The 14,630-nt window shown below is 43.1% G+C and carries 14 protein-coding genes; all 14 read left to right on the top strand.

The annotated features are described in order from the left end of the window. The first annotated feature begins 13 nt into the window (after positions 1-13). The 14 genes from EES38_RS15310 (at position 14) to nifV (ending at position 14,623) form a co-directional block, all read left to right on the top strand. Entirely contained in the window at positions 14-1,582 is a 1,569-nt protein-coding gene (locus tag EES38_RS15310) for a putative bifunctional diguanylate cyclase/phosphodiesterase (RefSeq protein ID WP_124938089.1), read from the top strand. 199 nt (positions 1,583-1,781) lie between these two features. Next, positions 1,782-2,663 (top strand): nitrogenase iron protein, encoded by an 882-nt coding sequence (gene nifH, locus EES38_RS15315; protein WP_124938090.1) that lies wholly within the window; start codon positions 1,782-1,784, stop codon positions 2,661-2,663. A 49-nt stretch (positions 2,664-2,712) separates the two neighbouring features. Continuing rightward, entirely contained in the window at positions 2,713-4,188 is a 1,476-nt protein-coding gene (gene nifD, locus EES38_RS15320; RefSeq protein ID WP_124938091.1) for a nitrogenase molybdenum-iron protein alpha chain, read from the top strand. Between the two features lie 76 nt (positions 4,189-4,264). Beyond that, positions 4,265-5,836: a nitrogenase molybdenum-iron protein subunit beta gene (nifK, locus tag EES38_RS15325; protein ID WP_124938092.1), complete on the top strand. Its 1,572-nt coding sequence runs from the start codon at positions 4,265-4,267 to the stop codon at positions 5,834-5,836. A gap of 66 nt (positions 5,837-5,902) precedes the next feature. Beyond that, complete coding sequence (gene nifT / locus EES38_RS15330; protein WP_124938093.1) at positions 5,903-6,124, top strand: putative nitrogen fixation protein NifT; 222 nt, start codon at positions 5,903-5,905, stop codon at positions 6,122-6,124. Between the two features lie 19 nt (positions 6,125-6,143). Beyond that, positions 6,144-6,836, top strand: a complete 693-nt coding sequence (nifX, locus tag EES38_RS15335; RefSeq protein ID WP_124938094.1) for a nitrogen fixation protein NifX — start codon at positions 6,144-6,146, stop codon at positions 6,834-6,836. A 1-nt stretch (position 6,837) separates the two neighbouring features. Further along, a complete protein-coding gene (locus EES38_RS15340; RefSeq protein ID WP_124938095.1) occupies positions 6,838-7,131 on the top strand; it encodes a DUF6129 family protein in 294 nt (97 codons plus the stop codon). Positions 7,132-7,392: 261 nt separating this feature from the next. After that, complete coding sequence (nifE, locus tag EES38_RS15345) at positions 7,393-8,808, top strand: nitrogenase iron-molybdenum cofactor biosynthesis protein NifE (protein WP_124938096.1); 1,416 nt, start codon at positions 7,393-7,395, stop codon at positions 8,806-8,808. A gap of 20 nt (positions 8,809-8,828) precedes the next feature. After that, on the top strand, positions 8,829-10,196 hold the full coding sequence (nifN, locus tag EES38_RS15350) for a nitrogenase iron-molybdenum cofactor biosynthesis protein NifN (protein ID WP_124938097.1): 1,368 nt from the start codon (positions 8,829-8,831) through the stop codon (positions 10,194-10,196). After that, entirely contained in the window at positions 10,193-10,681 is a 489-nt protein-coding gene (locus tag EES38_RS15355) for a NifB/NifX family molybdenum-iron cluster-binding protein (protein WP_124938098.1), read from the top strand. Before nifN ends, EES38_RS15355 begins: the two co-directional genes overlap by 4 nt. Before the next feature lie 40 nt (positions 10,682-10,721). Beyond that, positions 10,722-11,012 (top strand): ferredoxin III, nif-specific, encoded by a 291-nt coding sequence (gene fdxB, locus EES38_RS15360; protein ID WP_124938099.1) that lies wholly within the window; start codon positions 10,722-10,724, stop codon positions 11,010-11,012. A 317-nt stretch (positions 11,013-11,329) separates the two neighbouring features. Next, complete coding sequence (nifU, locus tag EES38_RS15365) at positions 11,330-12,244, top strand: Fe-S cluster assembly protein NifU (protein ID WP_124938100.1); 915 nt, start codon at positions 11,330-11,332, stop codon at positions 12,242-12,244. Then, positions 12,234-13,472 (top strand): cysteine desulfurase NifS, encoded by a 1,239-nt coding sequence (gene nifS, locus EES38_RS15370; protein WP_243694206.1) that lies wholly within the window; start codon positions 12,234-12,236, stop codon positions 13,470-13,472. The genes nifU and nifS overlap by 11 nt, the downstream gene beginning before the upstream one ends. 11 nt (positions 13,473-13,483) lie before the next feature. Next, complete coding sequence (nifV, locus tag EES38_RS15375; RefSeq protein ID WP_124938101.1) at positions 13,484-14,623, top strand: homocitrate synthase; 1,140 nt, start codon at positions 13,484-13,486, stop codon at positions 14,621-14,623. Positions 14,624-14,630 lie beyond the last annotated feature (7 nt).

Consider the following 14,630-nt stretch of genomic DNA (forward strand, 5'->3'; position numbering starts at 1 on the left):
TGGCAGTAACATTATGATTCTTAAGTTAATATTATTATCGTCCGTGGCTATGGGCGTTGTGCTGCTGGCGCGTAGTCTGCTTCCTGCACAAAAAATTTGCCAATTGGATAAATCCGTTGGATGGCGCATTCTTGTTGGATTAATTTCTCTCTTCATTCTTGGGTATGTATTTTTATTTGTGCAGATGTCATTGTCGTCTGTCATAAACCCGACATTTATTGTTTTGTCGGCTGTACTGTTCGGTGGCGCTATTTTTGTCGCTCTGGTCATTCCCTTCTCATTAAATGCCTTACTCAAATTGAATAAGATTGCCCAGGAAGAACGCTATAAAGGCTTTCACGATTCATTGACGGGTCTGCCCAACCGTAAACATCTTTTCCAGTCTCTTGAAGATCGAGCGGACAAAGTGTTTACGCTATTTCTGATTGATTTAAATAATTTCAAACAGATCAATGACGGTCTAGGCCATTATATGGGAGACCGCTTTCTTGTTTCCGTTGCAAAACGTATCTTGTCTTGTGTTCCTGATAATGGGCAGATGTTCCGCTTAGGTGGTGATGAATTTGCCATCATCGTCGATACGACAGATGATTCTGAACTGCTCTCTATCGTTGATACTATCCACCAATCCTTCAAAGAGCCTGTCGCTATTCTAACCTATTCAATGAATACCTCGGCAAGTATTGGTATGGCAAAATATCCCAAAGACTGCGATGAGGTTTTTAGTCTGCTAAAGCAGTCTGATTTAGCGATGTATTACTCGAAAAAGAACGACAAAAGCTACACTTTTTATCACGAGGCACTCGGGCATGCCTCATATGAAAAGTTAAAACTGTCACAGCGCCTAACCACCGCAATTCACAACGATGAATTTCAATTATATTTTCAACCGATTATCGATGCTTCGAGTGATTCCTTAGTCGCATTGGAAGCGCTATTGCGTTGGCCGCAAGCAGACGGGTCTTTTATCATGCCAGATCAGTTTCTGCCTCTCGCTGAGAAAAGTGCGCTGATTAATTTAATTTCCGAATGGGTGATTAAAGAAGCCGCTCGAAATCTAATTACGTTGCGTGAAGCTGGTTTTACCGGACAACTGCACGTAAATTTGTCGGCGAAAGACATTCAGACCGATGCGATCTCGAACATATTGTCTGAATTGATTGATTCTAAGCGTTTAAATCCTAATGACATGACATTTGAAATTACCGAACACGACATGGTAGAGGATATCGCTAAAGCGCGTGCGGTGATGAAGTCGATAAATGAAATGGGATTCTCTTTCAGTGTCGACGATTTCGGGACTGGCTTTTCATCGTTGGTTATTTTACGAGAGTTACCAATCGATGAGATAAAAATCGATCGATCGTTTATCCAGCATTTCGACTCTAACGATTCTAATCTACCCATCATTAGCCACGTGCTTAACCTTGCTAATGACTTGAACTGCTCTGTTGTTGCTGAGGGTGTTGAAACCGAAGCGATTAAGAATCGGCTTATCGAGCTAGGTGCAACCCGTCATCAGGGATATTTATATTCCCGTCCAATTGATTTGAATTCTGTCATCGACAAATACAAACAATAAATTCCTGCCTTTTGCTACAAAAACCAAACAACAATGTTTGTATAAAAACGGACAATGAACAAATTGTCATTGTTCGTTGTGTTTTTTGTTGCCCATAACATTATGTTTTTATTGATTTTTATTTCTCGTGCCAAGTTGGCTTAAATTTCGCACTCTGTAAAGGGAATTGTTTTTTTAACATCCTATGGAGGGAACCAATATGGCAATTCGTCAATGTGCAATTTACGGAAAAGGTGGTATCGGTAAGTCTACCACAACGCAAAACCTGGTTGCAGCACTTGCTGAAGCTGGTAAAAAAATCATGATCATCGGTTGTGACCCTAAAGCGGATTCAACTCGTCTTATTCTTCACTCAAAAGCTCAGAACACTATCATGGAAGCTGCGGCTGAAGCGGGTTCAGTTGAAGATATCGAACTAGAAGATGTAATGAAAATTGGCTATGGCGATGTTCACTGTGTTGAATCAGGTGGTCCAGAGCCAGGCGTAGGTTGTGCTGGCCGTGGTGTTATCACAGCAATCAACTTCCTTGAAGAAGAAGGTGCTTACGAAGAAGATCTTGATTTCGTATTCTATGACGTACTTGGTGACGTTGTGTGTGGTGGTTTCGCGATGCCTATTCGTGAAAACAAAGCACAAGAAATCTACATCGTATGTTCTGGTGAAATGATGGCGATGTACGCTGCTAACAACATTTCTAAAGGTATCTGTAAATATGCGACTTCAGGTTCTGTACGTCTTGCAGGTCTAATCTGTAACTCTCGTAACACTGACCGTGAAGATGAGTTAATTGAAGCTCTTGCTGCAAAACTTGGCACTCAGATGATTCACTTTGTTCCTCGTGACAACATTGTACAACGTGCTGAAATTCGTCGTATGACTGTAATCGAGTATGATCCTACTTGTAATCAAGCTGATGAGTACCGTGCACTTGCACAAAAAGTTATCAATAACCAAAAATTCGTTATCCCAACTCCAGCAACAATGGATGAGCTAGAAGACCTATTAATGGAATTCGGTATCATGGATGCAGAAGACGAATCAATCATTGGTAAAACCGCTGCAGAAGAAACTGTTGCTTAAGTAGGCTTGTGTAAAGCTTCTCTTAGAACTCGCATATGAGGAAATGAATATGTCGATGAGTAAAGAACAAGCCCAAGCAATGATTGATGAAGTGCTTGAGGTTTATCCAGAAGCCGCGAAAAAAGATCGCGCAAAACACATGACAGTGAACGATAGCAGTGAAGACAGTGCAAAATGCATTGTCTCCAACCGTAAATCGTTACCAGGTGTCATGACTATCCGTGGTTGTGCTTACGCGGGTTCAAAAGGTGTGGTTTGGGGTCCTGTTAAAGATATGATCCATATTTCACATGGTCCTGTAGGCTGTGGTCAGTACTCACGTGCCGGACGCCGTAACTACTACACTGGTACAACAGGTGTGAATGCTTTCGGTACACTGAACTTCACTACTGACTTCCAAGAACGGGATATCGTATTCGGTGGGGATAAAAAACTTTCGGCAGCTATCGATGAAATCGAACAGTTGTTCCCACTATCAAAAGGTATTTCAGTTCAGTCTGAATGTCCTGTTGGTTTGATTGGTGACGATATCGAAGCTGTAGCCCGTATGAAAGGCAAAGAGATCGGTAAGAAAATCGTTCCTGTACGTTGTGAAGGTTTCCGTGGTGTATCTCAGTCTCTTGGTCACCATATCGCAAACGATACTATCCGTGACTATGTGTTGGAAGGGAATGAAGACAATCCTGCTTTCGAAACAACTGACTACGACGTAGCTATCATTGGTGACTATAACATCGGTGGTGATGCATGGTCTTCACGTATCATTCTAGAAGACATGGGTTTACGAGTTGTTGCTCAATGGTCTGGCGATGGTACGCTTCCTGAAATGGAAAACACACCTAAAGTGAAATTGAACCTGGTTCACTGCTACCGTTCAATGAACTATATCGTGCGTTTCATGGAAGAAAAACATGGTATCCCTTGGGTTGAATACAACTTGTTTGGTCCAACTAAAATCGAAGAATCTATGCGTAAAATTGCATCTTACTTCGATGAAAAAATCCAAAAACAAACTGAAGAAGTCATCGCTCGTTACAAAGAGCAATGGGATCAGGTTATCGAAAAATACCGTCCTCGTTTGGAAGGTAAGAGCGTCATGCTTTATGTCGGTGGTCTGCGTCCTCGTCACATCATTGGTGCGTACGAAGATCTTGGCATGGAAATCGTTGGTGCTGGTTATGAATTTGCTCACAACGATGACTACGTTAAGACGACTCCAGATGTGAAAGACTCAACTGTGCTATTCGATGATGCTAGCGCATATGAGTTGGAAGAGTTTGTTAAACGTCTTAACCCTGACCTTATTGGTTCTGGTGTTAAAGAAAAATACGTATTCCAGAAAATGGGTTTCCCATTCCGTCAAATGCACAGCTGGGACTACTCTGGTCCATACCATGGTGTTGATGGTTTTGCGATTTTCGCACGCGATATGGATATGACCATTAATAACCCTGTTTGGAAAAACATGAAAGCACCTTGGTTAGCTCAACAGTCTGAAGATGAAGCAATTGCTCAATCTGCATAATGTGAGTTGGAAAGGATTTCCAATTAATTTAACCGAGCCGGCGTTCACAGATTAGTGGCACGGCAGGAGAAGACTCATGACTCAAAAAGTTGAAGATATTAAGACTGGATATAAGTTGTTCCAGCAACCAGAGTATCAAGGGCTTATGAAAAATAAGCGTGATACGTTTGAAAATGCTGTTGAAGAAGCCAAAGTCAAAGAAACTTTTGAATGGACTACAACAGAAGAGTACAAAGAGCTTAATTTCGCTCGTAAACATATCACTATTGACCCAGCGAAAGCATGCCAACCTTTAGGCGCGGTATTATGTTCTTTAGGTTTTGAAAAAACACTGCCTTATGTGCATGGATCTCAAGGTTGTGTTGCTTACTTCAGAACTTACTTTAACCGTCACTTCAAAGAGCCAGTAGCATGTGTTTCTGACTCTATGACAGAAGATGCGGCAGTATTCGGTGGTCAGGACAATATGTTTAATGGTTTGGAAAACGCATATGCATTGTACAAACCTGAAATCATCTCTGTTTCTACAACCTGTATGGCAGAGGTAATTGGTGATGACTTAAACGCGTTCATTGGTAACGCGAAAGAAAAAGGTCATTTACCAAAAGATGTTCCAACTCCATTTGCACATACACCTAGTTTCGTGGGTAGCCACACAACGGGTTATGACAACATGATGGAAGGCATTCTTAAGTACTTTACTGCTCAGTCAATGGAAGGCAAAGAAGCAGGTAGCAATGGTAAAATTAACATTGTCCCTGGATTCGAAACTTACCTTGGCAACTATCGAGCAATCAAACGTTTGATGGATGAAATGGGTGTGGAATACACAATGTTATCTGACCCATCAGAAGTCCTTGATACGCCAGCAGATGGTGAATACCGCATGTATTCAGGTGGTACTACTATCGCTGAAGTCAAAGACGCGCCAAACGCGAAAGCGACTCTGTTACTACAAGAGTCTCAGTTGACTAAGACCAAAAAGTTCATCGAAGGCACATGGAATCAAGAGGTTCCTAAAATGAACCCTCCAATGGGTCTTGAATGGACAGATGACTTTGTCATGAAAGTCTCTGAGTTAACCGGAAAGCCAATCCCTGAGTCGATTACGAAAGAACGTGGTCGCTTGGTTGATATGATGACTGACTCTCACACATGGCTACACGGTGTTTCAGTTTCTCTATACGGAGACCCTGATTACTTGTTCGGTATGTGTAAGTTCTTGACTGAGCTTGGTTGTGATATCAAACATGTACTTTGCCACAATGCAACTAAACGTTGGAGAAAACAGATGGAAGCTCAGCTTGCTGAAACTCCATATGGTAAAGACGCTCAAGTTCTTGTTGGTAAAGATTTATGGCATCTACGCTCTCTAATGTTTACTGAAAAACCAGATCTATTGATCGGTAACTCTTACGGTAAGTTTATCCAACGCGATACGCTTGCTAAAGGATCTGAGTTTGAAGTTCCATTGGTGAGAATTGGTTTCCCAATTTTTGACCGCCACCATCTCCATCGTAACGCTACATTGGGTTACGAAGGCGCGATGTATGTTCTGACAACACTTGTTAACGAAGTGCTAGAAAAACTGGATCGCGACACAATCGACCTTGGCAAAACCGATCTTGGATTTGATTTGGTTCGCTAAGTTCTTCAGGCTGATGCACAAGCATCAGCCTGTTGTTCTCAATACATTGCAAGGATGGAATAGGCTATGGCTAACGTGATGATTCAATACAACGAGTTAGGGAAGCTTTCGCTGTATTTAGCGAAGAAAGATTTAGAAGAAGAAATCATTCATTTTGAGTTCGATGAAGATGACAAATGGGGTGGCGAAGTCCACTTAGCGGGTGGTGCTATTTATTACATTGACCCTATGGATACAAAGCCCAAATTGCCGATTACTGTTCGAGCCAAAAGGCTTCAGGCGGCCTAGCCATTAGGGAGGTAATCAGATGCAACAATTAATTTCAGATGAAGCGGCATTGCGCGTAGCGATAGCAAGTCGTCTATTACCCAATATCGATATCAGTTCTTTACTTGGTCTGTTGGTGCAACATTTAGGTGAGCCACTCTCTGAGGCAAAACTGATAGGACTATCACCGAAAGCGTTTCGCGTTATGGTGAGTTCTCTGGGAGAAGGTCCGACTCGTAAGGATGTGACTAGCGCACTGGCGGTACTAACAAACCCAGGTACGAGCGATAGTGAAGTTCCTTCTGTGAGTGCTATCAAACCATTAGCAGAGCCAAAAATTAAAGTAGCAATCACCTCTAATCAGGGCGAAATGATTAATGGTCACTATGGTTCGTGTATGAGGGTGCTTATTTATGAAGTTAATGGCAGAGGGCACCAATTAGCTGAGGTTCGTGAGGTTACCACACAGCTAAAAGGTGAAGAGCGCTCTGTTTATATGGTCGATCTGATTCGTGACTGTCAGATACTGTTTACGTTGTCGATTGGAGGCCCTGCAGCTGCGAGGGTAACAAGAGCGAATGTACATCCAATCAAAAAAGCAACTCCGATGTCAGCAAAACAGGCTTTGACAGAACTCTCTGATGTTTTGGACACGAATCCACCACCATGGCTAAGAAAAGCAATGGGACTGGATAAGGTTCATTCATGCGGCTCATGTGCAATGGAGTGTTAATATGCAGGATATTCTTACACTTGGCGGGATTAATGAAGAACAAATCGCAGAAATAGGTCAATGGATCGAACGTAACCATTGCGAATCTGAAACGGATTTGTCTCCACTTAGAGAAGAATTTCCTAACCTTGTTTTCACTCTTTGCTCAGAAGACGATCTTGGTTTTCATGAGCCATTCCGTACCTTTTCTTTTTTTGACCTTCATCTTGCTGCGCACAGTGTTAGTGGTTGTAGTTCACTTACACAGTATGTAGAAGGTTGCTCGGGTCTCGTTATTGCGCTTCACGAAGAGTGAAGCGCCTTTTTCTTCTTTACTCATAAACCTCTTTCCACCAATTGTTTATCCCTTATCAATTTTATTGTCCCTTTTCAGGTTAAAGCCTGTTGTCTTAATTGTTGTGTTTTATTGTCGTCTTTACGACAAAAGTGAAATTTATATTGTCATGTTTATTCTGTTATTTACTAAAAATCAAATAGTTATCTATGGCTTGTTACTTGCAAATTAATTACATGTTCGTTCAGACGGAACTGTCGCAGAACAAGTGCTGGAGGCGCTATGAAAAGATCAGAAATAAAATTACTGCAGGATGAACCTGCATGTGAGCACAACAAAGGAAGTAAATCAGGCTGCAGTAGACCAACACCTGGCGCAACCGCGGGTGGCTGTAGTTTTGATGGTGCTCAGATAAGTTTGCTGCCGATTGCCGATGTTGGGCACATTGTCCATGGCCCAATAGCATGTGCCGGGAACAGTTGGAATAACAGAGGGACTCGAGCAACAGGGAAAAATCTCTTTCGTTATGGCTTCACCACCGATCTCAATGAACAAGATGTCATCATGGGAAGGGCGGAAAAGAGGCTACTGCATGCAATTAAGCAATTAATTAATGAGCATCAGCCTCCCGCTGTCTTTGTCTACATGACATGTGTTCCTGCTTTGGAAGGCAATGATATCGCGGCGATTTGTTCACTTGCCGAGGAGAAGTGGGGTATTCCTGTTATTCCTGTCGATGCTGCTGGATTTTATGGCAACAAAAACCTTGGAAACAGAATTGCTGGTAATGTGATGGTAGAAAAAGTGGTTGGTACTGCTGAGCCTCCTGAAAAGCCGTTAATGGCTCATGATCCTAGCAGACGAGTTCACGACATTGTTCTTATCGGGGAATACAACATTGCCGGCGAGTTTTGGCATGTGTCACCGTTATTCGAAGAACTTGGTCTTCGCGTGCTGTGTTGTATGGCAGGAGATACCCAATTTCATCAGATCCAAACGATGCATCGTGCCGATGCTGCCATGGTCGTGTGTTCAAGAGCACAGATCAATGTGGCACGTAAGCTTAAAGAAAAATGGGGCGTTCCCTGGTTTGAAGGCAGTTTTTACGGAATTGAAGACACGTCATTTGCTCTACGTTCATTTGCTAACCTAATTGGCGATCCTAAGCTTGTTGCAGAAACTGAAGCGCTTATTCGACGAGAGGAAAATAAAACTCGCGAGTTATTGGCTCCGTATCGTAAACAGCTTGAAGGCAAGAAAGCGCTACTTTATACCGGTGGCGTGAAGTCATGGTCTGTTATTTCAGCACTCAAAGAACTGGGTATCGAAGTTGTTGCGACAGGAACTAAAAAATCCACCCAATCAGACAAAAAGCGCATCATGGATATTATGGGTGATGATGCATTGATGCTGGAAACTGGTGGAGCTCGGTTACTACTTGATACGTACTACAAGCATAACGCAAGTGTCATGATTGCTGGTGGTCGCAACATGTACACAGCGCTCAAAGCTCGGTTACCTTTCTTAGACATCAATCAGGAACGTGAACATGCGTATGCAGGCTATCGCGGAATGATCACGTTAGCGGAAGAGCTATGCAGAACAATCAATAGCCCTATCTGGAATTCGGTACGCAGTGATGCTCCATGGGAAATCACAGAATCGGATCAGGACTTAACACAAGCTAGCGCGAACTGATTAGGATAGGAGAATTCAATATGGTCAAGGTAACAAAACAAGATACTCCGCTGGTAACTCAGCCTTTGAAGACAAGCCCTGCGACAGGTGCGACGTTAGCCAGCATGGGATTCCAAAGAACGATTCCATTAATGCATGGCTCTCAAGGATGCGGAGCATTTGCCAAAGTTTTTCTCATCCAACATTTAAGAGAACCTATTCCGCTACAAAATACCGCGATCGACCAGGTCTCAGCTGTGATGGGTGGTGACGAAAACCTGTATGAAGCCTTGAAATTATTATGTGAAAAGCAAGGTCCAGACATGATTTCCGTAATGACCACTGGGCTAACGGAAATGCAGGGTTCCGATATATATCGTGTAATTGCAACTTTTAAGCAGCAGAATCCACAGTTTGCCGCGACTCGAATTGTTTCAATTCATACTCCTGACTTTATTGGCTCTATGCAAACGGGTTATGTACAAGCGGTAGACAGTACGATTCGTCAATTGGTTCAAGAACCGACTAAACGTGATAAGCAGAGAAAGCAGGTTAATGTTCTTTGTTCTATCGGCTGTACAGCAGCGGACATAGAAACTCTGAGAAGATACATAGAAGCATTTAATCTTGATGCTGTATTTATTCCGGACCTATCGCTTTCGTTGGATGGTCATCTTGCTGACCCAGATTTCTCAGCGACCAGTACTGGAGGAACCTCTGTGCTGGAGGTCGAAATGATGTCCGAGAGTGACCTTACCATTGTTGTGGGGCCATCGTTTGAATCCACTGCTAAATGGCTCAACACACGTTTTAATATTCCATATGTGAATATCGGTATGGGGATGACCATTAATCAGACCGACGAGTTAATAATGACGCTGTCCAAGTTAAGTCGTCATCCTGTCCCTGCATGGATTACCCGTGCAAGAAAACGTTTGCAAGATGCCATGTTAGATAGTCATTTCTTATTAACGAATGAACGTTTCGTCATCGCGTTAGAACCGGATCTAGCATCTGGCTATTGTCAGCTTTTGGACAGTATAGGGACGGTTGTTTCGCAAATTGTTACCACTGTCGATCATGCAATCCTCGAGCAATTGCCAGCCAAAAGCATCGAAATTGGCGATTTGTCGCGCATTAATATGGCAGGCAATAAAGCGAAGCTCCTAATTAGTAATACTCATGCCGCTCATGTTGTTGAACCTGGCTACCCAGTACTCAGGGCGGGATATCCATGCCATGACCAGTTTGGAAATATGGACATTAAACAGCTCGGCTATGAAGGTTGTCGGGAACGTTTGTTTGCTCTGGCGAATCTTCTTCTGCGTCATCATGTAGACGAAGTTGCACCTCATATCAGTCGTTATCGTTTTGATGCGAGCGAAGTCACCCAGAAGGGGGCGGCATGAAAATAAGTGAAAGAAGGTTACACGTCGAGCTTTGTCCGGGAACCGACAACTTTTCATTGAAAGTCGCGTTTGCCACGTTAGACCGTAAAAGTGTTGATCAACATTTTGGTAGTTGTAGAACAATGTTGGTCTACGGGGTTAATGCGCAGGAATGGAATCTAATTGAAGCTATTGAATATGCGGAAGTTCCGGCATCGACACACGATAAGTTACCAACCCGAATTTCTGATCTGACAGGATGTGATGCGGTCTTTTGTAATGCGTGTGGTGCATCTGCAATTCGTCAGTTATTAGAGAAAAATATACATCCAGTCAAAGTGATTGAAGGAAGCGACATTCACGAGCTGCTGGTGGATATCCAATCTGAATTAAATGGCGAGCCTTCTGGCTGGCTAGCGAGAGCAATAAAACAAAGAGAAAAAGAGACTGAGCCTGAGGTAAAAAAAGCAGAAAGACTTTCTCAGCTCATGGATGAAGAGTGGTAAACCCAAGAAATTAGTTAATACAAATGTGAAGGGAAGCGATATGAGTAATATTAAAGGCCTGACCCGCGGTGGTGATGAGTGGGAACCCCAGTTTATACAGGAGATAAATCAATCTGACTGTATCGGCTGTGGACGATGCTACAAGGTTTGTGCGAGAGATGTTTTTAATCTCGTAGAGAAAGAAGAAACGGATGACGATGATGATTATTATGACGAAGACGAAATGATGATGGTCATGACGATAGATAACGCCAACGACTGCATCGGTTGCATGGCGTGTAATAAAGTCTGTCCGAAAAACTGTCAGTCATTTGCTCCTGCAAGTCTCTGAACAGTAATCTGTTTATAAGGATGGCGCAATGCCATCCTTTTTTATTTTTCGTTCATTATGCAACAAGATGTTTTGTAATAAAGGCGACACAAACCCGACAAAATGTATGGTTTGTTTGTAGTTTAATAACGAACAGATGTTCTAATCAGGCACCAAATCAATGATTTAGCTCACACTTCCACCTTGGCTTAACAATTGCAACGTAATTTAACAACATCATTACAAAACCGAACAGCTTAACTCGGTTGACTATCCAGAAAACCGACACAGACGGAATTGTTTCATAAGCGTCGGACAGCACATGGTAAGGAGCACTTATGTGGGATTATTCAGAGAAAGTCAAAGAACACTTTTTTCATCCAAGAAATGCCAAGATGGTTTCAGAGGCGAACGCGAAGGGTGATGTTGGTTCAATCAGCTGTGGAGATGCATTAAGCCTAACATTGAAGATCAATCCAGATTCAGAAATCATTGAAGATGCTGGATTTCAGACATTTGGTTGTGGAAGCGCGATTGCTTCTTCATCTGCACTAACCGAAATGATCATCGGTAAATCTATTGACGATGCACTTGCAATTACGAACAAAGACATCGCTGATTTCTTAGACGGATTACCACCAGAAAAAATGCACTGTTCAGTGATGGGTATGGAAGCTCTTCATGCTGCCGTTGCTGATTACCGCGGTGAAACTATCGAAGACGATCATGAAGAGGGTGAACTGATTTGTAAATGTTTCGCTATTGATGACTTGATGATCAAACGTGTGGTTAAAGCCAACGGGCTCACCACATTAGAAGATGTTATCAACTATACAAAAGCTGGTGGTGCTTGTGCTTCATGTCATGAAAAAATCGAATATGTGCTTGAAGATTGTCTTGCTGAAATAGCAGAGGAAAGTTCTGAGCCTTTGACTGCGCTCGAACCTGCAGCCCCTGTTGCTGCGAAAACCTCAACCGTTAAGGATGACGGCACGTGGGAAATCGTAGAAAAAATTATCGCTGAAGTTCGTCCTGCTGTGATTGCAGATGGTGGTGATATTAAACTTGTCGATATTGAAGATAATATTGTGTTCGTTTCTTTAACCGGTACATGTACAGGTTGTGGTCTCGCCGGGTTAACCCTTGCAAACGTTGAACATAAAGTATCTAAAGCGCTGGGTGAATCTATGACTGTTTTCCCAGTACAGGAGTCTCACGCGGAGAGTAAAAAGGAGGCAACTTATGATGCCTAATTCTACATCATCTCAGCCAGATACCCCGATGATTTATCTGGATAATAATGCGACCACACGTATTGATCCTAGAGTGTTAGACGTGATGATTCCTTATTTGGACGAGTATTATGGAAACCCTTCATCGATCCACAAACTCGGCGCTCGTGTTGGACAAGCGATGGAGATTGCTCGTGAACAGGTTCAGATGCTCATAGGTGCTCAATACTCGAGCGAGATCATATTCACTTCCTGCGCTACGGAAGCAACGACCACTGCGATTTTGTCTGCTGTCGAAGCCTTTCCGCAAAAGAAAGAGATTATTACGTCTCAGGTAGAGCATCCAGCGACCTTAACGCTATGTCAGCATTTAGAGCGTAAAGGGTACAAAATTCACTTTATCAGCGTCGATACCAAAGGCCGTTTGAATATGGAAGAGTATCAGGCTGCCCTAAACGAAAATACCGCAATTGTATCTATGATGTGGGCGAACAATGAAACAGGAACAGTGTTTCCAATAGAGAAACTCGCTCGTTTAGCAAAAACAGTCGGGGCTCAATTCCATGTTGATGCGGTTCAACTAGCTGGTAAACGTGAAATCGACGTTAAAGCAACTGATGTCGATATGTTGTCTATCTCTGGTCATAAGTTCCATGCTCCTAAAGGTATTGGTGTGCTATATGTGAAACGCGGAACTCGTTTTCGCCCACTATTGAGAGGCGGACATCAGGAACGTGGTCGTCGAGCAGGAACAGAAAATGCCGCTTCGATAATCGGCTTAGGTAAAGCGGCTGAACTGGCTTATCAGGCATTAGATACCGACATTCATCGTATCAAGTTGATGCGAGATCGTCTGGAGCAAGGTCTATTAGCACGCATACCGAACACGTTTATAACAGGCAATCCCGCGGATAGAGTTCCAAATACAACCAATATTGCTGTTGAGTATGTTGAGGGAGAGGCGTTATTACTTCTAATGAACCAGGCAGGTATTGCCGCTTCATCTGGCTCGGCATGTACATCTGGCTCTCTAGAACCTTCACATGTTATGAAAGCAATGAAGATACCGTTTACTGCAGCTCATGGAACGCTTCGTTTCTCATTATCTCGTTTTACTAAAGATGATGATATTGATCACGTGCTGAATACGTTACCCGATATTGTGTCTCGTTTGAGAACACTTTCACCATACTGGGATAACGAGAAAAATCAGGGTTCGGCAGAGGTATTTGCGCCAAGTTATGCGTAGGAGGTATGCGTATGGCTTATGTTACAGGAGCACCAGCAAGAGTTGTGTTAAATGACACAACTCTAAGGGATGGAGAGCAAAGTCCTGGAGTTGGTTTTTCAACGGATGAAAAGGTTCATATTGCTCTGATGTTAGAGTCTGCGGGTATTTCAGAATTAGAAGTCGGAATACCTGCGATGGGTGAGAAGGAGCGCGCAGCAATTCAGGCGATAACGAGTTCCTTAAACCATGCTAACACGATGGCATGGTGTCGAATGACTAAAGCCGATATAAAACACGCTCAGGGCTTAGGACTAGATTGGGTTGACCTATCGATTCCGGTCTCTGAACAGCAGATTAGAGGGAAACTGGGTGTCACTCTCAAAGTCCTTTTGGAGCGTACTGAAGAAGTCATCAAAACGGCTGTAGATGCAGGTTTGTCGGTGTGCTTGGGTATGGAAGACGCATCAAGAGCGGATTCGGACATTCTCTACCGCGTTGTGGACGTGGCGCAGTTAGCCGGTGCAAAGCGAGTCAGGTTTGCAGATACTTTGGGTGTTCTTGATCCGATATCTACGTACAAAAAGATTGTCGATTTAAAACTGCAGTCAGATTTGCAGGTCGAAATGCATGCTCATAATGATTTGGGTTTAGCAACGGCGAATACGCTAGCAGCGATAGATGCAGGAGCGTTCAGCGTAAATACAACGGTAATGGGACTGGGTGAACGTGCTGGCAATGCGGCTTTAGAAGAGGTCGCAGTGGCTTTAAAAGTTTTGAATAAGTCGGAAACAAATGTCGATTTGGCAAAGATACCAGCACTTTGTCATTATCTCCATATCGTATCTGGTCGTGCGTTATCGCCACAAAAAGCCATCGTCGGTGATTATGCCTTTACTCATGAGTCTGGGATTCATATTGATGGTTTGCTAAAAGATATCAACAACTACCAGAGTTTTCCACCATCACTAATTGGTCGGGAGCACAGTTTTGTTCTTGGGAAACATTCAGGTTTGCATGCGATCAATACCATCTACAAAAAACTCGGTATCGTATTGACCCGAGCGCAAAGTGAACGAATTAGAGATTCGCTCAGGGACTGGTCAGAGACTTGTAAACGTGTTCCCAGCAATGATGATCTGATGTCATTTGTCGATCAGGATGCCGTTTAGGAGGTCA

Origin of the sequence: Vibrio viridaestus, from assembly GCF_003856525.1 — a bacterium.
GTDB classification, from domain to species: domain Bacteria; phylum Pseudomonadota; class Gammaproteobacteria; order Enterobacterales; family Vibrionaceae; genus Vibrio; species Vibrio viridaestus.